General features: G+C 72.4%; 26 protein-coding genes and 1 riboswitch. Of the genes, 11 read left to right on the forward strand and 15 right to left on the reverse strand.

What is annotated here, in order from left to right; genetic code table 11:
* Positions 1 to 4: 4 nt before the first annotated feature.
* On the reverse strand, positions 5 to 895 hold the full coding sequence (locus H030_RS0109350; RefSeq protein WP_027005923.1) for a cobalamin-binding protein: 891 nt from the start codon (positions 893 to 895) through the stop codon (positions 5 to 7).
* Positions 896 to 910: 15 nt separating this feature from the next.
* On the opposite strand from H030_RS0109350, the gene H030_RS0109355 reads away from it, so the two are divergent.
* On the forward strand, positions 911 to 1,201 hold the full coding sequence (locus H030_RS0109355; protein ID WP_027005924.1) for a 4a-hydroxytetrahydrobiopterin dehydratase: 291 nt from the start codon (positions 911 to 913) through the stop codon (positions 1,199 to 1,201).
* Between the two features lie 94 nt (positions 1,202 to 1,295).
* Positions 1,296 to 2,627: a hemolysin family protein gene (locus H030_RS30735; protein ID WP_051222175.1), complete on the forward strand. Its 1,332-nt coding sequence runs from the start codon at positions 1,296 to 1,298 to the stop codon at positions 2,625 to 2,627.
* Positions 2,628 to 3,038: 411 nt separating this feature from the next.
* On the opposite strand, the gene H030_RS36775 is transcribed toward H030_RS30735, so the two are convergent.
* Positions 3,039 to 3,650, reverse strand: coding sequence for a glutathione S-transferase family protein (locus tag H030_RS36775; protein WP_051222177.1), 612 nt, complete (start codon positions 3,648 to 3,650; stop codon positions 3,039 to 3,041).
* Positions 3,651 to 3,724: 74 nt separating this feature from the next.
* Here H030_RS36775 and H030_RS0109370 point away from each other — a divergent pair, with 74 nt between their 5' ends.
* Positions 3,725 to 4,699 (forward strand): LysR family transcriptional regulator, encoded by a 975-nt coding sequence (locus H030_RS0109370; protein ID WP_051222179.1) that lies wholly within the window; start codon positions 3,725 to 3,727, stop codon positions 4,697 to 4,699.
* Here the strand turns inward: H030_RS0109370 and H030_RS0109375 are convergent.
* Positions 4,696 to 5,490: a 3-hydroxyacyl-CoA dehydrogenase family protein gene (locus H030_RS0109375; RefSeq protein WP_027005926.1), complete on the reverse strand. Its 795-nt coding sequence runs from the start codon at positions 5,488 to 5,490 to the stop codon at positions 4,696 to 4,698. The genes H030_RS0109370 and H030_RS0109375 overlap by 4 nt on opposite strands.
* 105 nt (positions 5,491 to 5,595) lie before the next feature.
* Between H030_RS0109375 and H030_RS0109380 the strand changes: the two genes are divergently transcribed.
* On the forward strand, positions 5,596 to 6,555 hold the full coding sequence (locus H030_RS0109380) for a TIGR03560 family F420-dependent LLM class oxidoreductase (RefSeq protein WP_035126046.1): 960 nt from the start codon (positions 5,596 to 5,598) through the stop codon (positions 6,553 to 6,555).
* 107 nt (positions 6,556 to 6,662) lie between these two features.
* Here H030_RS0109380 and H030_RS0109385 read toward each other — a convergent pair whose 3' ends face one another.
* From H030_RS0109385 to H030_RS0109410, 6 genes are all read right to left on the reverse strand, one after another.
* On the reverse strand, positions 6,663 to 7,721 hold the full coding sequence (locus tag H030_RS0109385; protein WP_027005928.1) for a hypothetical protein: 1,059 nt from the start codon (positions 7,719 to 7,721) through the stop codon (positions 6,663 to 6,665).
* Between the two features lie 82 nt (positions 7,722 to 7,803).
* Positions 7,804 to 8,025 (reverse strand): exodeoxyribonuclease VII small subunit, encoded by a 222-nt coding sequence (gene xseB, locus H030_RS30745; protein WP_035126047.1) that lies wholly within the window; start codon positions 8,023 to 8,025, stop codon positions 7,804 to 7,806.
* Positions 8,022 to 9,365 (reverse strand): exodeoxyribonuclease VII large subunit, encoded by a 1,344-nt coding sequence (gene xseA, locus H030_RS0109395; protein ID WP_027005929.1) that lies wholly within the window; start codon positions 9,363 to 9,365, stop codon positions 8,022 to 8,024. The genes xseB and xseA overlap by 4 nt, the downstream gene beginning before the upstream one ends.
* Complete coding sequence (locus tag H030_RS0109400; RefSeq protein WP_027005930.1) at positions 9,365 to 10,387, reverse strand: LLM class flavin-dependent oxidoreductase; 1,023 nt, start codon at positions 10,385 to 10,387, stop codon at positions 9,365 to 9,367. Before H030_RS0109400 ends, xseA begins: the two co-directional genes overlap by 1 nt.
* A 46-nt stretch (positions 10,388 to 10,433) precedes the next feature.
* Entirely contained in the window at positions 10,434 to 10,709 is a 276-nt protein-coding gene (locus H030_RS0109405) for a hypothetical protein (RefSeq protein WP_027005931.1), read from the reverse strand.
* Positions 10,706 to 11,908 carry a cell wall-binding repeat-containing protein gene (locus H030_RS0109410; protein WP_196809060.1) on the reverse strand — a complete coding sequence of 401 codons (1,203 nt, stop codon included), beginning with the start codon at positions 11,906 to 11,908 and terminating at the stop codon, positions 10,706 to 10,708. Before H030_RS0109410 ends, H030_RS0109405 begins: the two co-directional genes overlap by 4 nt.
* A gap of 203 nt (positions 11,909 to 12,111) precedes the next feature.
* Positions 12,112 to 12,257, forward strand: a riboswitch (cyclic di-AMP (ydaO/yuaA leader).
* A 45-nt stretch (positions 12,258 to 12,302) separates the two neighbouring features.
* Between H030_RS0109410 and H030_RS30750 the strand changes: the two genes are divergently transcribed.
* The 3 genes from H030_RS30750 (at position 12,303) to pspAA (ending at position 14,028) form a co-directional block, all read left to right on the forward strand.
* Entirely contained in the window at positions 12,303 to 12,911 is a 609-nt protein-coding gene (locus H030_RS30750; protein ID WP_051222181.1) for a hypothetical protein, read from the forward strand.
* 77 nt (positions 12,912 to 12,988) lie between these two features.
* The gene (locus H030_RS0109420; protein ID WP_027005933.1) at positions 12,989 to 13,747 is read left to right on the forward strand and encodes a PspA/IM30 family protein; all 759 of its coding nucleotides are present in this window, start codon (positions 12,989 to 12,991) and stop codon (positions 13,745 to 13,747) included.
* Entirely contained in the window at positions 13,744 to 14,028 is a 285-nt protein-coding gene (gene pspAA, locus H030_RS0109425) for a PspA-associated protein PspAA (RefSeq protein WP_027005934.1), read from the forward strand. The genes H030_RS0109420 and pspAA overlap by 4 nt, the downstream gene beginning before the upstream one ends.
* A gap of 16 nt (positions 14,029 to 14,044) precedes the next feature.
* Here the strand turns inward: pspAA and H030_RS0109430 are convergent, their stop codons facing one another.
* Entirely contained in the window at positions 14,045 to 15,070 is a 1,026-nt protein-coding gene (locus H030_RS0109430; protein ID WP_027005935.1) for a hypothetical protein, read from the reverse strand.
* Between the two features lie 56 nt (positions 15,071 to 15,126).
* The gene (locus tag H030_RS0109435; RefSeq protein ID WP_155891945.1) at positions 15,127 to 16,119 is read right to left on the reverse strand and encodes an STAS domain-containing protein; all 993 of its coding nucleotides are present in this window, start codon (positions 16,117 to 16,119) and stop codon (positions 15,127 to 15,129) included.
* Between the two features lie 212 nt (positions 16,120 to 16,331).
* On the opposite strand from H030_RS0109435, the gene H030_RS30755 reads away from it, so the two are divergent.
* From H030_RS30755 to H030_RS36780, 3 genes are read left to right on the forward strand one after another with little or no spacing between them, the layout of a single operon-like run.
* Positions 16,332 to 16,709, forward strand: coding sequence for an ATP-binding protein (locus H030_RS30755; protein ID WP_081690638.1), 378 nt, complete (start codon positions 16,332 to 16,334; stop codon positions 16,707 to 16,709).
* The gene (locus H030_RS30760; RefSeq protein WP_051222185.1) at positions 16,706 to 17,410 is read left to right on the forward strand and encodes a cobalamin B12-binding domain-containing protein; all 705 of its coding nucleotides are present in this window, start codon (positions 16,706 to 16,708) and stop codon (positions 17,408 to 17,410) included. Before H030_RS30755 ends, H030_RS30760 begins: the two co-directional genes overlap by 4 nt.
* A gap of 12 nt (positions 17,411 to 17,422) precedes the next feature.
* Positions 17,423 to 19,069, forward strand: a complete 1,647-nt coding sequence (locus H030_RS36780) for a PP2C family protein-serine/threonine phosphatase (protein ID WP_051222188.1) — start codon at positions 17,423 to 17,425, stop codon at positions 19,067 to 19,069.
* A 131-nt stretch (positions 19,070 to 19,200) separates the two neighbouring features.
* Here the strand turns inward: H030_RS36780 and pspAB are convergent, their stop codons facing one another.
* Positions 19,201 to 19,773 (reverse strand): PspA-associated protein PspAB, encoded by a 573-nt coding sequence (gene pspAB, locus H030_RS0109455; RefSeq protein WP_027005937.1) that lies wholly within the window; start codon positions 19,771 to 19,773, stop codon positions 19,201 to 19,203.
* 9 nt (positions 19,774 to 19,782) lie between these two features.
* A complete protein-coding gene (gene htpX, locus H030_RS0109460) occupies positions 19,783 to 20,706 on the reverse strand; it encodes a zinc metalloprotease HtpX (protein ID WP_027005938.1) in 924 nt (307 codons plus the stop codon).
* Positions 20,707 to 20,806: 100 nt separating this feature from the next.
* Here htpX and H030_RS36785 point away from each other — a divergent pair, with 100 nt between their 5' ends.
* Positions 20,807 to 22,024 (forward strand): murein hydrolase activator EnvC family protein, encoded by a 1,218-nt coding sequence (locus tag H030_RS36785; protein ID WP_051222190.1) that lies wholly within the window; start codon positions 20,807 to 20,809, stop codon positions 22,022 to 22,024.
* Here H030_RS36785 and H030_RS38965 read toward each other — a convergent pair.
* Entirely contained in the window at positions 22,021 to 22,416 is a 396-nt protein-coding gene (locus H030_RS38965) for a helix-turn-helix domain-containing protein (protein ID WP_035126048.1), read from the reverse strand. The genes H030_RS36785 and H030_RS38965 overlap by 4 nt on opposite strands.
* A gap of 32 nt (positions 22,417 to 22,448) precedes the next feature.
* A complete protein-coding gene (locus tag H030_RS38970) occupies positions 22,449 to 22,799 on the reverse strand; it encodes a hypothetical protein (protein WP_027005939.1) in 351 nt (116 codons plus the stop codon).
* Positions 22,800 to 22,821 lie beyond the last annotated feature (22 nt).

The raw sequence follows: 22,821 nt of genomic DNA on the forward strand, positions 1-22,821 counted from the left end.
TCCCCTACAACATGACGCGGTGCACGCGGCCCGGCGCCTCCGGGACGCGGTCCGGGTGCAGCGCGTGCGCGAGCGTCTCGACCCCGTCGACCAGGCGCGGGCCGGGGCGCGAGAAGTAGGCGGAGGCGTCGAGCGCGATCGTCTCCCTGGCGCCGATGCGCCGCAGGTTGTCCGTGAACTGCTCGGCCTCGGCCAGCGCGCGCGGGCCGTCGTAGCCGCACGGGATGCAGAGGACGACCTCGGGCCTGGCGGCCTCGAGCGCCTCCCACGGCAGCTGCTCGGAGTGCTCGCCCGCGAAGCCGAGCAGGTCGGTCCCGCCGGCCAGCTCGATCAGCTGCGGCGTCCAGTGCCCGGCGACGAAGACCGGGTCGAACCACTCGACCGCGACGACGCTGCGGCGCCTGACGCCCTTGACGGCGATCTTGACCCGGTCGACGCGGGCGCGCTGGCGCGCGACGAGGTCCAGCGCGGCCTCGCGCGTGTGGGTCGCCTGCGCGACGGTCCGGATGTCGCTCATCGTCTCGCCGAACGTCTTTGGGTCGAGCGCGATCACCTCCGGGCAGCGGTCGAGCTTCTGCGCGACCTCCTGGACCTCGTCGTAGGAGACCGCGCAGACCGGGCACAGCTCCTGGGTGACGATCAGGTCCGGCTCGAGGTCGGCGAGCGCGTCCTCGTCGAGGTCGTAGATCGCCTCGCCCCTCTCGGTGCGCTCGCGGACCGCGGCGTCGATCTCGGCCGGGCCGAGGCCGGCCGGGAGCTTGTCGCGCGTGATCTTCGGCAGCTCGAGGGCCGCGGGCGGGTAGTCGCACTCGTGGGTGACACCGACGACCTGGTCGCCGAGGCCGAGCGCGAACAGCAACTCGGTAGCGTGGGGGACGAGGCTCACGATCCGCATGGCGAAGGTGAGGATATGGCAGACCTGCTGACCGATTCCGAGATCGAGGACAAGCTCGCCGACCTGGACGGCTGGAGCCGCGACGGCGACGCGATCGTCCGCGAACGCGAGCTGGAGGACTTCAGGGCCGCGCTCGCATGGGTCAACGAGGTGGGCGCCGAGGCCGAGGCCGCCAACCACCATCCGGACATCCTGATCCACGGCTGGAACAGGGTCCGCCTGAGCGTGGCCAACCACTCGGCGGGCGGCCTGACGCAGGCCGACTTCGACCTCGCGGCGAGCATCGACGCACTGCCCGGTGGGTAGTCCGCGGGTGGCGCTGGTACCCTGCGCGGCGCAGTCGCTCCATGAACGACGACCCTTCTCGAAGTAGCGCCGGGCACGGACCCGGTCTCAGCGCGTGACCGCCCTTCTGCTTCTGGCGGTCGCGGTGCTGATCGCCGTCAACGGCTTCTTCGTCGCCGCGGAGTTCTCGATCGTCCGTTCCCGCCGCGCCTCGCTGCAGGAGCAGGCCGAGGACGGCAACGCGGGCGCCGCCCGCGCGCTCTCGCTGCACGACGACGTCAACGAGTACCTCAGCGCGTGCCAGTTCGGCATCACGCTCGCCTCGCTGGGCATCGGCTTCCTGGGCGAGCCCGCGATCGCCACGATCTTCGAGCCGCTGTTCGGCTCGCTGTCGCACGGCGTCAAGGTCGGGATCTCGGTCGCGATCGCCTACATCATCGTCACCGGCACCCACGTGGTGCTGGGCGAGCAGGTCCCGAAGATCTTCTCGATCATCCACCCGGACCGGGTCGCGATCATCGTCGCGCGCCCGCTGAAGGCGTTCGACCGCGGGATGAAGCCGTTCATCTCGCTGCTCAACATGGTGTCCAACGCGATCCTGCGGCTGCTGCGGGTGGATCCGAACGCGGCGTCCGAGGACGGCGCGACGCCCGAGGAGCTGCGGATCCTGATCGGCCAGGCGCGCGCGGGCGGCAAGCTCGACGCGGGCGAGGCGGGGATGCTGACCGGCGTCTTCCACCTGCACGAGCAGGAGGCGCGGCAGGTCATGACGCCGATCCCGGCGGTCGTGACGGTCGACCTGAGCGAGGACGTCGAGACCGCGCTGCGGCGCTGCATCTCGTCCGGGCACACGCGGCTGGTCGTCACCGAGGACGACAACCGCGACCGCGTCCGCGGCATCGTGCACTCCAACTCGCTGGCGCGCGCGCTGATGGCCGAGGGGCCGACCGCGTCGATCGACCCGCTGGTGCGCGAGGCGGTGATCGTCCCGGAGACCAAGCCGCTGGACGACCTGCTCGCCGACCTGCAGCGCCAGCGCTCCTCGATGGCGGTCGTCGTCGACGAGTACGGCCGCGTCGTCGGCATCGTCACCGTCGAGGACATCATCGAGGAGGTCGTCGGCGAGATCGACGACGAGACCGACCCGGCCGGCGGCGAGATCCGGCGGCTGGCCAACGGCGACTGGTTCGTCCGCGGCCACGTGGCGGTCACCGACCTGCTCGACTACGGCGTCGACCTGCCGGTCGACACCGACGCCTACAACTCGGTCGGCGGCTTCGTGTTCGCCGAGCTGGGGCGGCTGCCCAAGCGCGGGGACACGATCACGGCCGACGGCTACTCGATCCGGGTCGAGTCGGTGCGCGACAACCGGATCGAGGCGGTCCGGATCCGCGAGCGCCGGGCCCAGCAGGGCGCGGTGTCCGGCAGCGAACAGCGCGACGCCTAGCCGCAAGTTCCGCTCAGGCGGTGCGTTGAAGCAGGTGGAACGACCCTGGCTTCGTGGACGGACGACCGGGGTCCGCGCATCGGATCCGTGGGACGATCGGTTGTGCGACATATGGACCGGGCCGGACCGGGGTGGGTCTGGCCCAGCACGCCTTACGGGCGGTCGGTGCCTCGCTCCTGGGGGCCCGGCCGCCCGGAGCGTTTAAGGGGTCGTGCCGAGCCGCGGGAGCTGTGCGCGATGCGCACGCCGTCCATCCTGAGTCAATCTGAAGTCAACTTTTAGGGCGGCTTCAGGAAGCGGGCAGAGAATCGCTCTCGCGAACGTACTCGCACGTGCACCTCCTCCCAGAAGCACGATCCGGCCCGCTCCTCAGGCGGGCCGGTTCGATTTCGGAGGAGGTCCAGGGCGCCGTCAGCCCAGCGGGAGCGCGGCCATCCGGTCGATCCACGCGGCGAGGTTCGGGAAGTCGCCGGGCAGATGCTCGAGCAGGACGCCGTGGAAGAGGTCGTCGTCCTCGGGGTCGTGCGAGGTCGTGAAGCGCAGGAACGGGTAGGCGCACACGTCGGCGGCGGTTGGCGCGTTGGCGCTCATCAGGAACGGCCGATCGGTGAGCAGCGCTTCGAAGCCGTGCTGCCAGCCGCGCAGCTGCTGGACGTAGGCGGCGATCTTCTGCGCGTCGGGCGCGGCGCTCTGCTGCTCGGCGTCGATCGCGTTCGGCGGGACCTTCCAGACGAAGTTGAAGAACTCGATGAACGCGGGGATCTCGCGGTTGCCGGGCGGGTACAGGCGCGGGCCGGCGGCGGGCCACGTCTCGTCGATCCAGGCGACGATCGGCATCGAGTCGGTGAGGATCTCGTCGTCGTCGGTCTCCAGGACCGGGACGAGCTCCTGGCCGCTGAGCCGCTGGAGCGCCGAGCGGTCGCCGACCGGGTGGTCGATCCGCTCCGCGCGCTGGCCCTTGAGCCCGAGCGCGAGCGCGACGCGGTGGACGTTCGTGGAGTGGGGGATGCCGTGAAGTCGCATGGTCGCCCGCAGCGTCGCGCATCACCGCGCTAAGCGCGACTGCAGTTGTTGACTACAGCCGTAAGCTCTGCTTCATGCCCGGCGCGGCGACGACGACCGGCGGAGCCTCCGGCGCGGGCGGCTCCGCGACGATGGCGCCGTCGGGCGAGCCGGACGTCCGGCGGCTGCGGGTGCTGCGGGCGGTGGCCGAGCACGGGTCGTTCGCGGCCGCGGCGGCGGAGCTGCGGTACACGCCGAGCGCGGTGTCGCAGCAGATCGCTGCGCTGGAGCGCGAGGTGGGCATCGTGCTGGTCGAGCGGGGCGCGCGGGGTGCGCGGCTGACGCAGGCGGGCGTGGTCCTGGACCGTCACGCGGCGATCGTGCTGGGCCAGCTCGCCGCGGCGCGGGCGGAGCTCGACGACCTCGCCGCGCTGCGCGGCGGGACCGTCCGGCTGGCGGCGTTCGAGTCGTCGTGGACGGTGCTGGTCCCGGCGGCGGTCGCGCGGTTCCGGGCGGCGTTCCCGGACGTTGACCTACAACTTGCCGAGGAGGATCCGGTCGAGGCGGTCGCCGGCGTGCGCGCGGGCGCTTGCGACGTCGCAGTCGTCTTCGAGCCCAACGGCGCCGAGCGGCTGGAGGGCCTGGAGCGCACGGTCGTCGCGCACGACCCGCTCTGGGCGGTGCTGCCGGCCGGGCACGCACTCGCGTCCGCCGCCGGCCCCGCGCCGCTGGACCTCGCGGTCCTCGCGGCCGAGCCGTGGGTCGCGCCGACGGCGTTCTGCGCCACCGTCGTGCGCGGTGCGTGCGCGGCCGCGGGCTTCGAGCCCGACGTGGTGTTCTCGAGCGCCGACTACGGCGCCGTGCAGGGCTTCGTCGCCGCGGGCGCCGGCGTGGCGCTGGTGCCGTTCCTGGCGCTGACCGGGAACCCGCGCGTCGTGGCGCGGCCGGTGCTCGGCGCGCCGTCGCGGGTGCTGGCCGCGGTCACCGCGCCGGAGGGCCCGCGGCCGGCGAGCGCGACCGCGATGGTCGCCGCGCTCGCCGAGGCCGCGGAGGAGCTGCTTCCGACCTAGTTGTAGGTGTAGAACCCGGCGCCGGTCTTCTTGCCGAGCTTGCCGGCGGCGACCAGGTCGTTCACGGACTGCGGCACCTTCGTCTCGATCGCCTCGCCGATCGCCTTGGACACGTCGAGGCCGACGTAGTCCAGCAGCGCGAGGGGGCCCATCGGGTGGCCGGCGCCGAGCTGCATGCAGGTGTCGATCGCCTCGCTCGTCAGCCCCGTCTCCTCCTGCAGGAAGACCGCGGAGAAGAGATAGGGGAACAGCAGGCGGTTGACGACGAAGCCCGGGATGTCCGGGACGACGACCGGCGTCTTGCCGAGCGCCTCGACGAGCGCGACCGAGCGGCTGCGGATCGTCTCGGTCGCCTCGGCCGGGAACGCCAGCTCGACGAGCTTCATCCGCGGCACCGGGTTGAAGACGTGCAGGCCGACGAAGCGCTCCGGCGCGCCGGAGGCCTTGGCCAGCGTGGCGACCGACAGCGACGAGGTCGTCGAGCCCAGCAGCGCCTCGCCGGCGACGAGGCCGGACAGGCGGCCCCACAGCTCGGCCTTGGTGTCGACGTCCTCGACGACGGCCTCGACGATCGCCGACGCCTGGCCCAGCGCGTCGAGATCCTGGACGACCGTGATCCGCGCGGCGTCGACGTCGGTCATCTTGCCGCAGGCCTTGTCCACCGCCGCGCGTGCGCGATCGGCCGAGCTGTCCGAGCGCGCCCACAGGACGACCTCGCCGTGCTGGGCGGCCGCAGCGGCCAGGCCCGTGGCGATCGCGCCGCTTCCGACAATGCCAAGTGTCTCCTCCATATGCGCCGGAGTTCTACACAACTCGTTCTCCAGGCGCCGATCTGACTGGCATACCAGCATGGCAGTGATGCGCGATCGGCAGGTCACCTGGGTAGGTTGCAGTGCATGCGTGCTCCGATTCAGCTGGACCTGCACCTGCCGAACTTCAACTACCCCGGCGTCGGGCCGGAGGCGGTGTTCGGGAAGTTGGTGGACATCGTGACGACCGCGGAGGAGAGCGGGTTCACGTCGGTGACCCTGATGGACCACTTCCACCAGATCCCGCCGGTCGGCTCACCGGAGCGCTGGATGTTCGACGGGCCGACGATGCTCGCGGCGCTGGCCGCGCGGACCAAGACCATCAACTTCGGCCTGCTCGTCGGCGGTGTGACCTACCACAACGCCGCGCAGCACGCCAAGAGCACGACGACGCTGGACATCGTCTCCGGCGGGCGCGCGTTCCACGGCATCGGCGCCGGCTGGTTCGAGGACGAGCACAGGGCCTACGGGTTCGCCATGCCGCCGCTGGGCGTGCGCTTCGAGCACCTGCGCGACCACCTCAACATCGTGCGCAGGATGTTCACGGAGGAGCAGTCGTCGTACTCCGGCGCACACCTCTCCACGGCCGACGCCTACAACAACCCGCAGCCGCTGCGCGGCGACATCCCGATCGTCATCGGCGGCTCGGGCGAGAGGAAGACCCTGCGGCTGGTCGCCGAGTTCGGCGACGGCTGCAACCTCTTCGGCGCGCCCGACAACGCCGAGCGGCTGCTCGGCGTCCTGCGCGGCCACTGCGACGACGTCGGCCGCGACTACGCCGAGATCACCAAGACGTCGATGGCGTCGTTCGTGGTGTCGGAGACCGTCGACGAGGCGAAGGCCAAGCTGGCGACCGCCGCCGAGAACGGCCTGCCGGCCGACCGCGTCGCGATGACCCAGACGCTCGACGCCGACGGCCTCCGCGCGCTCGGTGAGGCCTACAGGTCGGTCGGCATCGAGGGCCTGACGTTCTCGCTGCCCGACGTCCACGACCTCGACGCGATCCGCCTGGCGGGCGCGACGCTCGCGCCGGTCTTCGTCGAGTAGTCAACGACCCCGCGGATCTGTATCGTGCCGCCTCGTCTTCCCGGAGGAGGAGAGGCGTGAAGGGTCCGCATGCGGCGCGTGCGGACCCTTCCGCGTTCCGGGTGCGCCTAGCCCCAGCGGAAGCCGGTCGCGCTCGCGGTCACCGGCAGCGGCGACTCGGGCAGGCCCGACGGCGGGTGGACCAGGTTGTAGTCGCTGGGCGCGACGTCGTTGGGGCCGTCGGGGTGGAAGACCGCCGCGAGGTACTGGATGTGCCCGCGGCCGACGCCCAGCTCGAACTGGCCGCCGCCGTACATCCTGATCCCGTGCTCCTCGCAGTGCTCGTAGGCGGCGAACAGCGGCCGCAGCCCGCCGAGGCGCGAGGGCTTGACGTTGACCATCTTGGGCGGGAACGGCAGGCCGACGATGTCGTCGACCGAGTGGATGTTCGCGTCCCACGTGATGCGGTCGTGGTGGGGCGCCAGGACCGGCTCGGTGTCGGGCGTCAGCGCCGGGTCCTCGATCCACGCGTCCGGGAAGCCCTCGGCGACGCGCCGGTACAGGACCGGGTCGGCCGCGTTGTCGACGACCGACCCCACGTACAACCCCTTCAAGTCCACCGTGTCGACCGCGCCGGTCTCGACGAGCTGGGCGACGAGCGCGTCGTCCCAGGACGCCGTGGGGTCGAGCTTGAAGCGCGTGGTCGGGTACGGGTCGAGGCGTGCGCGGAGCGGTGCCAACGTCGCGGGCTCGCCGAGGCGCAGGGACACCACGAACGTCAGCGGCCTCGCCTCGCGCCCGAGTGCCTGCTGCAGGCCGATGCCCGCCTGGCGCAGCGCGAGGTCCAGCGCCGCGGACTCGTAGGCCCAGACGCGGTAGAGCACCGACGCGTCGTGGCGCGCGGGCTCGGGCCAGAGGTCGAGCGTCGCGAGGTGATCGCAGAACGACTCCAGCGTCCAGGAGCCCGCCAGCGGCTGGACCGGCCCCGCGCCCTGGAGCGCGAGCTGGTCCTCGGGGTCGTAGGAGACGTCCTCGCCGAGGCCCTCGTGGCCGTCGCCGCCGTGTAGGCGGATCACCGTCGACACGCGCGTGAAGTCGGACGAGACGTCCTTCTCCAGGCGCTCCAAGGTGTAGTCCTCGATCTCGAGCGGGAGGTCGGCGACCTTCGCCCACAGCGCGCCGCTCACGACGAGGCCTCCTGACGCGTGCGAGCGAGCCCCTGGCGAGTTCGCGCCCGGAACCCGAGCCCCCAGGCGAGGCGTTCCGCCCTCACGAGGGCCGCTGCTCCAGCCGCGCGACGAGCTCGTCGAGCCGCAGCTCCTCGAGCCCCTTGCCGACGGCGTCCAGCTCGCCCGCGCAGAACTCGACCAGCCCGCGGCCCTCCTGGCAGAGGTCGAGCGTCTCGCGCAGCCCGGCCTCGCCGGAGTCCAGGCGCTTGATGATGTCCTCCAGGCGCGCGGTCGCGCCCTCGTAGGTCATGGTCTCGCTCACGCCGACCTGTCCTCTGTCTCGTTGTTGATGATCTTGGCTCTGACGTCGCCGTCGCCGAAGAAGAGGCGGACGTCGCCCAGCTCGCGCGCCTGCGCGGCGGACGTGACGACCTCACCCGCGCCGTCGTCGACGATCGCGTAGCCGCGCGCGACCGTCCGCTCCGGGTCGTGGGCGGCGAGCGCCGCGGCCAGCGAGTCCAGCGTGGCGCGGCGGCTGCGGTCCTGCGCGCCGGCGGCGGCGCCGGCCTTGCGCTCCAGGACCTGCGCGCGGCGGGTGACGCGCTCGGCGTCGGCGGCGACGCGCTTGCGCGACGCGGCGCGCAGCTCCTTCAGCCGCTGGTGCAGCGCCACACGGTGGCGCGCGATCGCCTGCGCGGGCGCGCGCGAGAGCGCCGCGAGGTGGCGGGCGCGGCCGACGACCGCGCGGCGGCCGTGGGCTTCGAGGGCGCTCGCGGTCCGGGCCAGCGCGGCGCGCGACTCCAGCGGGTGCGCGGGGACCGCGCTCTCGGCCGCGTGCGTCGGCGTCGAGCACGAGACCGCCGCGACGTCGTCGATCAGCGTGCGGTCGGTGTGGTGGCCGACGCTGGCGATCACCGGGACGCGCAGCAGCGCGACCGTCCGGCACAGCGTCTCGTCGCAGAACGCGAACAGGTCGGCGAGAGAGCCGCCGCCGCGGGCGACGATGACGACGTCGATCTCCTCGATCGCCGCGAGATCTTGTAGGGCTTGGGTGATCCTGGGCGCCGCGTGGCGGTCCTGGACCGGCGCGAACGCCCAGACGATCCGGCCCGCCCAGCCGCGGCGGCGCAGGCCGGCGAGGACGTCGTCGCGCGCCTTGCCGCCCTCACCGGTCACGACGCCGATCGTGCGCGGCAGCGCGCGGCGGGGCAAGCGCTTCTGGTGCTCGAACAGGCCCTGGGCGGCGAGCGCGCGGCGCAGCGCCTCGAGCTGGGCGAGCAGGTCGCCCTCGCCCGCGATCCGCAGGCCGGTGACGTCGAACGAGAACGACGGCGACGACGTCCTCGACCCGGGGTAGTAGTCCGGCCCGCCCGCGACGACGACCGCGCAGCCGTCGGTGAACGACGCAAGTTGCAGGCCTTGGCGCTCGAAGGTCTCGCGCCACATCGAGCACGGCAGCGCGCCGTGGCCGTCGCGCAGCTCGAAGTAGATCTTGGCCTTGGACGCCCGGAAGTTCCAGACCTCGCCGAACAGCTGGACCCGCGCGCGCTTGCGCAGCTCGTCGCGCAGCTTCTCGGCGTAGGCGCCGACCGGGAACGGGCCGGCGAACGACGACCCGGCGATGCCCTCGGGGCGCGGCGCGGCTCCGGGCTGCGTCGACATCAGCGCGTCACCGTCGCGGCCGCCAGCGCGCGCAGCACGCCGGGCTTGTCGTCGCCGCACGGGACCGCCACCAGCGTCGTGACGCCCGCGCGCTCGTAGGTCGCCAGGCGCTCGTCGAGGCCCGCGGGCGTCGTGGCGATCGCGCCCGCGTCGACGAGGCCGTCGCTGACCGCCGCGACCGCGCCCGCCTGGTCGCCGGCCAGCGCCGCGTCCTGCACCGCGCGGGCGGCGACGCCGTGGCCCTGGCGCTCGGCCAGCTCGACGTAGAAGTTCTTGGACTTCGCGCCCATCGACCCGAGGTAGAACGCCAGCCACGGCCGGACCGCGTCGCGCGCGGCGGCGAGGTCCTCGTCGACGGCCAGCGGGACGACCGGCGCGACGTCGATGTCGGCCAGCGAGCGGCCCGCGGACTCCGCGCCCTCGCGCAGCGGGCCCATCAGCTCCTCGGCGTTGTCGGGGTCCAGCAGGAACGGCAGCCAGCCGTCGGCGATCGCGCCCGCCTGCCGGACCGACTTGGGCCCGATCGCGCCGAGGTAGATCGGCAGCCGGTCCTGGACCGGCCGGGCCAGCAGCTTCAACCCCTTGCCGAGGCCGGTGCCGGGATCGCCCTCGGGCAGGTCCATCAGGATCCGCTCGCGCGCGAGCGTGCGGCGCACCACGTCCACGTACTCGCGCGTGCGCCCGAGGTTCCGGGTGAACGGCACGCCGTACCAGCCCTCGCTGACCTGCGGCCCGGACAGCCCGAGCCCGAGCCGGAAGCGCCCGCCGCTGAGCACGTCCAGCGACGCGGCGGCCATCGCGGTCGCCGTCGGGCGCCGCGCGGGGATCTGCATCAGCCCGCTGCCGAGCCCGATCCGCTGCGTTCGGCTCGCGAGGAAGCCGAGCACCGACACCGCGTCCTGGCCCCACGCCTCGGCGACCCACGCGGAGTCCAGGCCGAGCCTGTCGGCGAGCACGGCGAGCTCCACCTGCTCGTCAGGCGAGAACCACGGCCAGTACGCGAGGAAGACTCCAGCCCGCATCACGCCGCTGAGGCTACCGCCGCCGCCGGGCGGCCCCCGAGTAGTCCTACAGGTTGCTGTCCGAGACGGAGCGCAGCGTGCGCATGCCCGGCTCGGCGTGGTGGCCGCGCGTCTCGCCGCTGAAGCCGAGCGCGGTCAGGCGCGCGATCTCCTGCTCACCCAGGATCCGCGCGGGGTGGCCGGCGGGCAGCGGGGCGATCAGCCGCGCGATGCGGTTGCGCAGCTGCAGCGCGAAGTGCGGGGTCGAGGCGCCCATCAGCGCGCGGACGTCGTCCACGGTCACTTCGCGGTTGAGACGGTTGGGGCTCTCGGCCTGGCTCATTGTGTGGGTTTGCTGCCTGAGCGTTCGTTGACGGGGACGATCTCGAGGAGCGCGTCGATCTGCGATTGGACGGGAACGGAGATCGCGTTCTCGTCGCCGACGATCCAGCCGTGATTGTAGACGCCGCGCACCGGATCTCTGGTGTACCCGGGCTGGACGTCGAGCAGGAAGCCCTGGATCGCCTCGTCGAGCCTGTCGGCCTGGCCGAGCACGAGCAGCGGTCCGTAGCTGCCGGAGGCGCTCAGCGGCGCGACCGCGGCGGCGTCGGCGGGGCGGGTCGCGTTGGCGAACACGAAGCCGTGGCCGGGGTCGGTCACGCCCCAGCCGAACGCGCCGTCGACGAAGCGGGCGAAGGCGACGCTCGAGGACGCCGGCGTCCTCCCGGAGATCCGGGTGACGGCGCCGAGCCTGCGCAGCGCGGTGACGGTCCTGTCGGAGACCGCGTCGGCGTTGCCGAGCACGTAGATCTTCGGCTGCTGGTGGGCGGCGATCGCGGCCTTGGTGTCGGCCGGGACGCCGTCCCTGTTGACGAACAGGATCGGGTCGCCGGCCTTCGCGGCCCAGGCGGCGGCGGGCATCGCGTACTCGGGCGCGTCGGCGGAGACGACGACGACGCGGTCGCTCGTCGTCCCGCGCGCGGCGGACTGGAAGGCGTCGATCGCGCGCGCGATCGCGTAGATGTCCCTGCCGCGCAGCGCGGTCGTCCTGGTCTTGGCGTCGAGCGCGGGGACCGCGCCGATCCGGATCACCTGAGCGCCGCCGGCGTCCTTGGAGCCGGTCGGCTGCAGCGCGGCGAGCGCGTTCTGGGTCGCGCCCGGGAGCCTGTCGGGGCCGTCGGCGTAGAGCAGCGGCGCGCGGATCGGCGAGGACATCAGGACGCTGGCGGCCAGGCCGGCGCGCCAGTCGTTGACGTCGGCGAGCACGACCGCCCTGGGGCGCGTGATCGCGGTCGTCGCCGTGTAGACGGCGCGGGCGGCGCCCGCGGCGTCGGCGATCGGGTCGGCGCCACCGATCCGGGTCGTGTTCTTGGTGGCGAACGTCGGGAAGCCGAGGTCCTGCGCCGCGGTCGTCTCGGTGCCCTTGGCGCCGGTCGTCGGGGTGGTCTGCGTCGTCTTGGCGTCGTTGCCCGAAGACCCGCGGCCGCAGCCGGCGACCAGCAGCGCGAGGGCGACGAGCACGACGAGGGGGCGGGAGCGCATCGCCCGGCAGGCTACGGTGTGGGGCCGCCGGAGCGCGCCGTTCCCGGCCGTTTGCAGCGTCATCGTCCGGCCTCCCGCGACCGGGGGAACGTTCGTCCGGGGGCGAACATCTTGGGGTCAGCTGCGCGGGCGGAACGCCGACCCTGGGAGTGCAACCTGCATTGCGGGACGAGGATGTGCATCTTTCGTCCCGGTCGTGTAGGTTTCCGACCACGCCGAATCCGGATGAGGAGTCCGGAGCGGGGGACCCAAGGTTGTTTGGGGTGAATTCCAGGAGTTTTCCTGGGAAGCGCAGGCTCTTTCCGCGCTAACCCGTCAGCTAACCCCGCAGGCCGACGAAAGAGGAATTGGTTTGCGGGCTCCTGCCCTTGTGCTGACGACGATCGTTGCGTGCTTGTCTGTTGCCGCGCCCAGCGCGCTGGCCCAGACCAGCGGTTCGACCGGCGGCACCGACAACTCGACGACGTCCACCGCCGATCCGGCCAGCACCACGGTCCCGGCTCCGGCCGATCCGGGTCTCGCGACCGGCGGCGCCGCCTACGGCGCGCCGAACCCGGCGACGACGCAGCTGACGCCCGAGCAGACCGCGACGATCCTGCCCAGCGGCATGGCCGCCGCTCCGGAGACCGCTCCGGACGAGGTCAAGGACGCGATCGCGGCCGCCAACGAGATCATCGGCAAGCCGTACGTGTACGGCGGTGGCCACAACTTGAGGTTCACGGGCAAGGGCTACGACTGCTCGGGCACCGTGTCCTACGCGCTGCACGGCGCGAACATGCTGAAGGCGCCGCTGGACTCGTCGTCCTTCATGAAGTGGGGCGCCAAGGGCGCCGGCACGTGGTTCACGATCTACACGAACCCGTCGCACGCGTTCATGGTCGTCGCGGGGCTGCGCCTCGACACGTCGGCCGCCGGTGACCCGAGCGGGGCCAAGGGTCCGCGCTGGCGTCCGGTGCTGCGCAGCACCAAGGGCTTCACGGCCCGCCACCCCGTCGGCTTCTAGGACGGGCGGCAGGCTCCGGATCGCGGGTGGGTAGGCTAGGTCCTGACCCCACCCGCGATTCTTTGTACGGAGGCCCGATGCCGGGTATGAGTGGCCGTTTCTCGACGGTCGTCAAGGCGAAGATCTCGAAGCTGCTCGACAGGGCCGAGGATCCCGCCGAGACGCTGGACTACAGCTACCAGAAGCAGCTGGAGTCCCTGCAGAACGTCAAGAAGGGCATCGCCGACGTCGTGACCGCCAAGAAGCGGTTGCAGATGCAGTCCTCGAAGCTGGAGCAGAGCGTCGTCAAGCTCGACACGCAGGCGCGCCAGGCGCTGTCGACGGGCAACGAGGAGCTCGCGCGCGTCGCGCTGGAGCGCAAGAACGTCGCCCAGACCGAGCTGCAGTCGCTGGACACGCAGGTCCAGGAGCTGGAGGCCCAGCAGCAGAAGCTGACGGATTCGGAGGCGAAGCTCCGGACCAAGATCGAGGCCTTCCGGACCAAGAAGGAAGTCATCAAGGCGCAGTACAGCGCCGCCGAGGCGCAGGTCCGGATCAGCGAGGCCGCGACCGGTGTCGGCGAGTCGATGGCCGACGTCGGCCTGGCCATGCAGCGCGCGGTCGACAAGACCGAGGACATGAAGGCGCGTGCCGATGCGGTGTCCGAGCTGGAGGCCGCCGGCACGTTCGACGACCTGACGCAGCTCGGCAGCGGCGAGGACGACATCGACAAGCAGCTCCGGGAGCTGTCTTCCGGTGCCGCGGTCGACGACGAGCTGGCCAAGATGAAGGCCGAGCTCGGTTCCGGCGGCGGTGACGCCAAGCAGCTCGAGGGCGGCACCGAGGCCTCGGCATGATCGTCCGCATCGCCGAGGACCGCCAGTACGAGCTGGCCGACGACCTGCACGCCCAGCTCAACGACCTCGACGACGCGACCGTCGCGGCGGTCGACGCCGGCGACGAGGCCGCCTTCCGCTCCTCCTTCGACGCCCTGCTGACGTTCGTCCGCGACTCCGGCACCGCCCTCGCCGACGACGAGCTCGTCCCCAGCGACATCATCCTGCCGCCGGCCGACATCTCCTTCGCCGAAGCCGGCGCGGACTTCACCGGCGAAGGCCTGGTCCCGGACCCGGCTTAGTTGTAGGACTTGCGGCTCACGCCGGGACGCGGGCGCGCGCCTGCGTCCTGGCCTGAGCCCGCTCCGCCGCGCCGGTGAGGACCGCCTCCCAGCGGCCGGCAACGGCGTCGGTCGTCTGGCTCTTGGCCCACTTCTCGCCGGCCTTGACCAGGCGCTTGCGAGCGCGCTTGTCGTCGACGATCGCGGTCAGCGCGGCGAGCCACTCACCGTCGGCGACGAGGCGGCCGCCCTGGTCCTCGCCGAGGCCCGCGTAGGGGCCGCACGGCGACGCCAGCCACGGCAGCTGCGACGCCGCGTACTCCTTGACCTTGATGTCGGAGCGCGTGGCGTTGAAGACCGTGTCGGCCAGCGGCGCGATCGCGAGGTCCCAGCCGGCCATCGTGGGCACGAGGTCGTCGAAGCCCAGCTCGGTGGCGTGGCGGTAGCGCGTGTCGAGCTTGAGGTCGACGCCGACGCACTCGACGTGGACGTCCGGGCGCTGGGCCTGGAGCTCGGCGAGCGCCTCGGGGATCCCGAGCGCGCGGGCGTCGGATGCGTGCTCGTGGCCGGCGATCCAGCCGATCACGAAGCCGTCGTGGCGGCGCGGCTTGCGCCGCAGCTTGCCGCCGGGCAGCAGGTTGGGGATCACGGTCGGCTCCGGCGCGCCGGACTCCGCGTAGCGCGCGGCGAGCGCGGCGGTCGTCGCGGTGACGGCGTCGGCGCGCTTGGCCATGTCGACCGAGAGCGACCAGGTCAGGTCGCGCTCGCGCTGGCTCTTGTAGCTCCTGTTCTCCCTCGGGGTGTGGCGGAAGTCGTCGTCGTTGTCGTAGACGACGCCGATCCCACGCTCCTGGAGCTGGCCGAGCAGCTGCTTGGCGCGCCGGTCCAGGCGGCGGTAGAGGATCACCGCATCGCAGCCGAACATTGCCGCCGGCTCCAGCCACCCCTCGACCGTCGGCGGGATCTCGATGTCATGCCCGCGCCGCTCCAGCGCCTGCAACGGGAAGATCGCCCGGTAGTTGGCGGCCGACAGTCCCGATTCGTAGATCGCTCCGAAGCGCATCGCCTGAGCCTGGCCGCCCGGGGCGGTGGCCGCAACGGCGAGCTGTGCCAGCTGGCCTATGCCGCCGGTTGGGCGAAGGGGATGGTGTTGGAGAGGCCGGCGGTGGAGAGGGCGGTGGTGGTGCGGGTGTCGCGGAGGGCGGAGACCGTGGGGGGCCAGGGGGTCTCGGTGGACCACGTGGAGAGCGCGGTCAGGCCGGAGGTGGAGAGGGAGTCGAGCTCGCGGAGGTCGATGAGGATCGCGGGGTAGAGGGTCCGGCGGGTCTCGACGATCTCGCGGAGGCGGCCGACGGTCGTGTCGTCGAGGACGCCGAAGGGCGCCACGACGAGCGTGGTGCCGTCCCGGTGCATGCGCACGCCCCAGGGCACGGCGGCGCCAGGACCGCCGCCGCCGAGGCGGCGGTGCAGCAGGGACGGCAGCGCGTCGGTGTCGCCGACGACGTGGTCGGCGGCGACGGCTGCCGACGCGTCGCTCATGCTCGCGAACGTCACGCCCACGATCAGCGGCGGCGCGTTGAGGCGCCGGATCAGCGACAGGGCGCGTTGGGAGGCGAGCACCTGGGCGGCGTCGGCGACGGGCAGGACGAGCAGCTCGACGCGCGCGTCCAGGACCTCGTCGCAGATCGTGCCGGCCTCGCGGTCAAGGCCTATGAGTTGGGTCGACCAGCCGCCGGCGTCCAGGACGTCGGCGAGCGCGCGGCTGTCGAGCTCGCCGATCACGCCCGCGGGCGCCAGCACGGCGGCGCGCCGCCCGAGTCCTTCGTCGGACGTCGGCAGGACCGCGCTCAGCTCCGCCAGCGCGGCCTGGGCGGCACTGCGCGCGACGGCACGGCGGTCGTCGGCCGCGGGCCCGCCGCCCGCGTCGCCGACGGCGGCGAGGAACGGGCGCAGGACGTCGCGGTAGGTCGCTCCGGTGCCGACGTCGGCGGCCAGGGCGGCCTCCATCGCCTCGCGCAGCGCGACCGGGTCGCGCGGGGGCTGCGGAGTGACCGCTCGCCGTCGGCGAGCGCCGTGGTCCGGGGCCGGCCCGAACTGGGGATCGCCGGCCATCGGGACCATGCTACGCCACCTCCGGCCATCGCACCGGGACCCGGCGCGCAGCCGCGCAGGCCCGATCCACCGCGCCCGCGACGCGCGCGCCCTACGCGCATCACGCGCGCCCGGGTGCGCGCCCGCGCGCCCGCAACGCTTGTGCGCTCGCGTCCTGGGTACTTACACTCGAGAGCCTTCCACGGCTCGCCCCCGAACCCCGTCCCCGCCGAATGCTCCGAGCACAGGACATCCCGCGCGATCCCCACGCGCCCGCCGTTGCTCGTCGCATGGTCGACGACTTCGACGGCCTTCTGCCCGAGGCGACCGTCGACCAGGCGCGCCTGCTGATCTCCGAGGTCGTCTCCAACGCCGTCAAGCACGGCGACGGGCCGATCGTCCGGGTCATGATCGACGGCGAGCAGGGCGGCGAGCTGCGCTGCGAGGTGACCGACGAAGGCCACGGCTTCGTGCCCAAGGCCCGCGACAAGCCCTCGACGGTCGCGGGTGGCTGGGGCCTGCACCTCGTCGAGACGCTCTCGCGACGGTGGGGTGTCCGCGAGGGCTCCACGCACGTCTGGTTCGAGCTCGCGGCGACGCCGGACGCTTGAGCGGCGACGCCGCGCCGCCGCCTGCCACTACGCCCGCCGGACCCGACCTGTCCGGCGTCCGCGCGCGCTACCTCGAGCACATCCTCACGCCCGACGCCCGGATCGCCTGGAACGTCATCGTCGAGGCGCTCGACGACGGGATCGCGCCCGGGCGCCTGTACCTGGAGGTCCTGACCCCGGCGATGGTCGAGGTCGGGCGGCTCTGGGAGACCGCGCAGATCGGCGTCGCCCAGGAGCACCTCGCGACGCAGATCACCCAGAGCGTCCTGGCGCGCCTGGCGCCGTCGCTGGAGCTGCAGGTCGCGCAGGCCCCGCGCCTGGCGCTCGTCTCCGGCACCCCGCGCGAGCTGCACGGGATCGGCGCCCGCATGGTCGCCGACTTCCTCGAGGCCGCCGGGTGGGACGTCCTGCTGCTCGGCCCCGACGCGCCGCAGGAGGAGATCGTCGCGCTCGCCCAGCAGCGCGCGCCCGACGTCGTGGCGCTCTCGACCTCGTTGTCCTTCAACCTGCTCTCCGCCGGGCGCACGTTCGCCGCGCTGCGCGCGCACTGCTCGCCGGTCCCGCTCCTGGTCGCCGGCGGCCGCGCCTACGAGGACGACGCCGGGCGCGCGCAGCTGATGGGCGCCGACGTCTTCGCCGCCGACCCCGAGACGCTGATCGCCGAGCTGGCAGCCCGCCTGCCGCCTGCCGCTGCCCGCTAGGTTCGTTCCACCTTGGAACGTGGAGGAGACGAGCTGCAGGCGCTGGACGCGCTGCTCTTCGCGAGCCGGACGCTCTACGCCGCGCGCGTCGACCGCGCCGGGATCGTCGTCGCCGCCAACCCCGCGCTGACCGCCGCGGCCGGTGGCGACCTGCGCGGCGAGGCGCTCGACTCGGTCGTCGCCGCGCCCCAGCGCCCGGTCCTGCACCGCTACCTCCAGGACGCCGGCGTCGCGTGGGAGACGTTCCAGATCGGCTTCTGGCAGGGCGGGACCGCGCCCGCCGAGGACCGCCTCGTCCACGTGCGCGAGGTCGGCGACGACGAGCTGCTCGTCGTCTCCGAGCCGCACTCGGCCGAGCGCGACCGCCTCGTCGAGCAGGTCCTGGCGCTCAACGACGACCTGATCGCCTCGCAGCGCGCGCTCGGCCGCCGCCAGCGCGAGGTCGCCCGCGCGCAGGCCGGGACCGAGGAGGCCGAGAACCGCGTCCGGCGCCTGGAGGCGATCGTCGTCGCCGGGTTCACGGCCGCGTCGCTGGACACGACGCTGGAGCGGCTGCTGGTCCTGGCGCGCGAGGCGCTCGGCGCGCAGCGGGCCGCGGTCCTGCTGGTCGAGGACGGCAACCACCGGCTCCTGCGCGTCCGGGCCGCGATCGACATGGACATCGTCGGGGACCTGGCGACGTGGGGGACCGGCGTCTCGGGCGCGATCGCCGCGGCCGGGCAGGGGATGATCTTCGATGACATCGGGTCGGCCGAGGGCCTCGCGCCGGAGCACCGCCACCTGCACGGGTCGCTGGCGGGCGTGCCGCTGCTGCTCGACGGCGAGGTGATCGGCGTGCTGCACGTGAGCACCGCGCAGGTCGGGCGCTTCGGCGAGGACGACCTGCGGCTGCTGGAGGCCGTCGGCGACCGCGCCGCGCTGGCGATCGGCCACGCGCAGCTGCGCGAGCGCGAGCGCAACCTCGCCGAGACGCTGCAACGTTCGCTGCTGCCGCGCGTCCTGCCGAGCGCGGCGGGGCTGCACCTGACCGCGCGCTACCTGCCGCGTGGTGCCGAAGGCCCGGTCGGCGGCGACTTCTACGACGCGTTGGTCCTACCGGGCGACCGCGTCGGGCTGGCGATCGGCGACGTCGCGGGCAAGGGGCTGGGCGCCGCCGCGCTGATGGGCCAGGTCCGGGCAGCGCTGCACGCCTACGCGTTGATCGACCCGGACCCCGCGGCGGTCGTCGACCGGCTGGACCGGTTCGTCTCGGCCATGGACGCGACCGCGACCGCGATGTTCGTGACGATCGACGCCGAGGGCAGGATGGACGTGGCGAGCGCCGGGCATCCGCCGGCGGTCGTCGTCGACGCGTCCGGCGAGGCGCGGCTGGTCACCGGCGCGCTGTCGCCGCCGCTGGGCGCCGGGATCACCGACCGCCCGCGCGACGCCGAGCCGCACTTCCTACCGGCCGGCGGCCGTCTCCTGCTCTACACCGACGGGTTGGTGGAACGCCGCGACGAGCGCCTCGACCGCTCGCTGGAGGCGCTGCGCGTCGTGGCGGCCACCGCGCCGCCGACGCTGGAGGCGATGTGCGACCGCGTCCTCGACGCACTGGCACCGGACGTCGGGTCCTGGCCCGATGATGTAGCACTACTCGCAGTCTTACGAGATGGCTGACCGCGACCTCTAGGCCGATTTTCCGGCCCGGATCGTCGTGGCTGGCGGTGGCCGATCCAGCGGCGCGTGGTGGTTCTACGTAAGACGGATCGGCCGCCGTCAGGCGCGGCGAGGCGGCCCGGAAAATCGCCCTAGATCGGGATGCCCCAGAGGGGGAACCAGCGCTCGAGCTCCTGCTCGATCGGCAGCTCGGCGCCGATCTGGGCCTTGATCTGGAGCTCGCGCTCGGTCGAGCGCTGCTGCTCGCCGCCGGCGGGCACGAAGGGGTACCACGTGCCGCGCTTGTAGTTGTAGATGAAGTAGACGGGCTGGCCGTCGGCGGTCTGGAAGGCGAAGACCGCGCAGAGGACGCGGTTGCCGTAGCCGCCGACGTCGAGCGCGTCGGAGACCGCGTTGATCCCGACCGCGAGGTCGTCGACGTCGTCGTCGTGGAGGACCATCCAGCGGTAGCCGTAGGTGTCGTCGCTGGTCGTGAGCGTCGTCCCGGTCTCCTCGCCGGTGCCGCGCACGACCTCTTCCATCTCGGAGACGATCTGCGCGAAGTCGCCGGTGGCGAGCGGCTGGAAGACGATCGCCGCCGCGCCGCGCGGGCGGATCCCCGGGCCGGCGTCGAGGGCGATCGCGGCGGTCGTGATCGCGAACAGGCGGTCCGGGGCCGGGCCCTTGACCTTGCTGCGGCCCAGGATCGAGTCGAGGAAGCCCATGTTGTAGGACTACGCCAGCGCCGGGCGGACGGGGCCGGTCGACTGCAGCTGGGACTCCAGCCGCGCGAGTGCTGCGATCCGCTGGTCCATCGGCGGGTGGGTCGAGAACAGGTTGTAGATCGAGTCCTTCACCTTGACCGGCACGATGTAGAACGCGTTCATCTCGGAGTGGGCGCGCAGGTCGCCGGTCGGGATGCGGTCGTTGACGCCGGAGATCTTCAGCAGCGCGCTCGCCAGCGCCGACGGGCGGCCGGTGATGACCGCGGCGCCGCGGTCGGCGGCGAACTCGCGGTAGCGCGAGAGCGCCTGCATCAGGAAGAACGACACGACCCAGACGACGGCGGAGACCAGGATGACCGCCATGAACGACGGGCCGTCATCGTCGTCGTCGCTGTACCCGCCGCCGTAGCCGCCGCCGAAGAGGAAGCCGAACTGCACGATCGTCGACGCGATCGACGCGAAGAACCCGCACAACGTCATGATCATCACGTCGCGGTTGACGATGTGGGTGATCTCGTGGGCCATCACGCCCTCGAGCTCGCTCGGCGACAGGAGGTCCATGATCCCGGTGGTCGCGCAGACCGACGCGGACTTCGGGGTCCGGCCGAGCGCGAAGGCGTTCGGGATCGGCGAGTTGACGACGGCGACCTTCGGCTTCGGGATGTCGGCCTGGACGCAGAGGCGCTCGATCATCGCGTGCAGCTCCGGGGCCTCCTGCGGCGAGACCTCGCGGGCGCCCATCGAGCGCAGCGCGAGCTTGTCGGAGGCGAAGAACTGGAAGCCGAGCAGGAGGGCGCAGCCGACCAGGGCCACGGCGCCGCCCACGGACGCGAACAGCACGCCCGCGAAGACCACGTAGACGAGGCCGAGCAGCAGGAACGTCACGAGCATCCGGATCTGCAGACCCGTGTCGCGACCGAACGACTTGTTCATGTCGAGAAGGGTAGTGGGGGCGCGTTAGGGTTTCCTCAAGGTTCGCTGTGCCAGCGGACTTGCAGGCGCGCGGCGGGGTGCCACCTACCATCGCGATCGCATGCGCCGGCGCAACGTGCTGGCGGCTGCGCTCCTGCCGGTGCTGTTGTCGTTCACGCTGTGGCTCGTCCTGCCGCTCGGGTCGACGGCGGACACGCCGCAGGGGACGGCCGCCTCCCTCCAGCAGAAGATCGAGACGACCCGCGGGAAGATCGGGAAGCGGAAGGGCACCGAGAAGGTGCTCTCGTCCGACATCGCGACGTGGTCGTCGAAGATCCACAGGCTGCAGGGGTCGATCAGCACGCTGCAGTCGCGCGAGGCGCGGGTCCAGGGCGACCTCGACGCGCGGCGGGCGCAGCTGTCGAAGACGCAGAGCGATCTGCGTTCCGAACGTGCGCGGCTGGCGCGGCTGAAGGTGAAGCTGCGCCACGGGCGCGAGGTGCTCAGCTCGCGGCTCAAGCAGCTCTACATGGCGGACCGCCCGGATCTCGTGACGGTCGTGTTGAACAGCAACGGCTTCGCGGACCTGATCGAGCGCAGCGAGTTCCTGGGGCGCATCCAGGACCAGGACAACAAGATCATCAGGTTGGTCCGGGACGCCAAGAGGGACGCGACGGCGACTGCCGCGCGGCTCGACACGCTGGAGGCCCGGCAGGCGAAGCTGACCGCTCTGGTCCAGCAGCGGCGCGACGAGGTCGCGAGCGTCAAGAACGAGCTGATCGGGACGCGGGTCGGCTACGAGAGGACCAAGGCCGGCAAGCAGGTGGCGCTGGGCAAGGTGAAGTCCGAGCGCCACGAGCTCGAGGACCACCTGGACGAGCTCCAGAAGGAGTCCGACAAGGTCCAGGCGCAGCTGGCCGGCGGCGGCGCCGGCGGGAGCGGCGGCTCGATGCCGAGTGGCGGCGGGTCCGGGCGCTTCATCTGGCCGGTCAACGGCACGATCACCGCGCCCTTCTGCGAGCGGCGCTCGTGGGAGGCCTGCCATCCCGGGATGGACATCGCCGTGCCGACCGGCACGCCGATCAGGGCCGCCGACGCCGGGACCGTCCGGATCGCCGGCTGGACCGGTGGCTACGGCAACTACACCTGCATCCAGCACACCGCGACGCTGTCCTCCTGCTACGGCCACCAGTCCGTGCTGAAGGTCCACGTCGGCCAGCATGTCTCCCAAGGCCAGATCATCGGCCTCTCCGGCTCCACCGGCTTCTCGACAGGCCCCCACCTGCACTTCGAAGCCCGCATCAACGGCGCCGTCACCAACCCGATGAACTACCTCTAGCTCCGCGCCGCGGCGACGCGGATGACGGCGCCATGTTCCTCGTAGGAATGGGCGTCGTCGAGGGCGGTCTTGTTGAGGTGCCTGGGCTCGTGACCGGCCGGTGTGTAGCTGAAGACGAGCTCGATCTTCAGCGTGCCCGCGATGCGGGCGAGGTTCGACGGGGTGGGGACCGTCTCGCCACGCTCCCAGCGTGCGACCTGGGGTTGCTTGACGCCGAGCAGGTCGGCCAGCTGATGCTGGGTCAGGTCGTGCTCGCCGCGGTAGCCCATGAGCTCGCCGGCGACGACGCGGGCGAAGGTGGATTGGTCCCACAGCTGCGCGAACCCCGGGTCGGCCCTCAGGAGGTCGAGCACCTCGTCGTGGGTGAAGTCGACGCGGTTCCTCGTGCCCATGGTGGTCACGATAACACTGGTGTTATTAGATGTCATGTGGAGATCTCGTAGTCGTCGTGGGCTCGGCGGCGTGCTCGCTCGACCGCGGCGCGGAAGCCGGACGGGTCGACCATCGCCTCTGGGGCGATCGCGAGGATCTTGAACGTGCGCTCGTCGAAGCGGACGTAGAGCGGCCGCACCATCGTCGTCCCGCTGCCCGCTCGCAGCTCGCAGAGCTTGCGCGTTCCGGCGACCCGCTTCATGTGCGGGTGGCTGATGGTCGGGCCCCTCTCGCGGAGGTGGCCGACGATCTGCGTGACCGCGGTGCGCTGCTTGGCGTCGCGGAGCTTGAGGAGCTCGGCGATCGCCTCCGCGTGGTACTCGACGAGCCAGTTTCCGGGCATGGGCGGGCGACGCTAGAGGCGA

Origin of the sequence: Conexibacter woesei Iso977N (genome assembly GCF_000424625.1) — a bacterium.
GTDB lineage: Bacteria > Actinomycetota > Thermoleophilia > Solirubrobacterales > Solirubrobacteraceae > Baekduia > Baekduia woesei_A.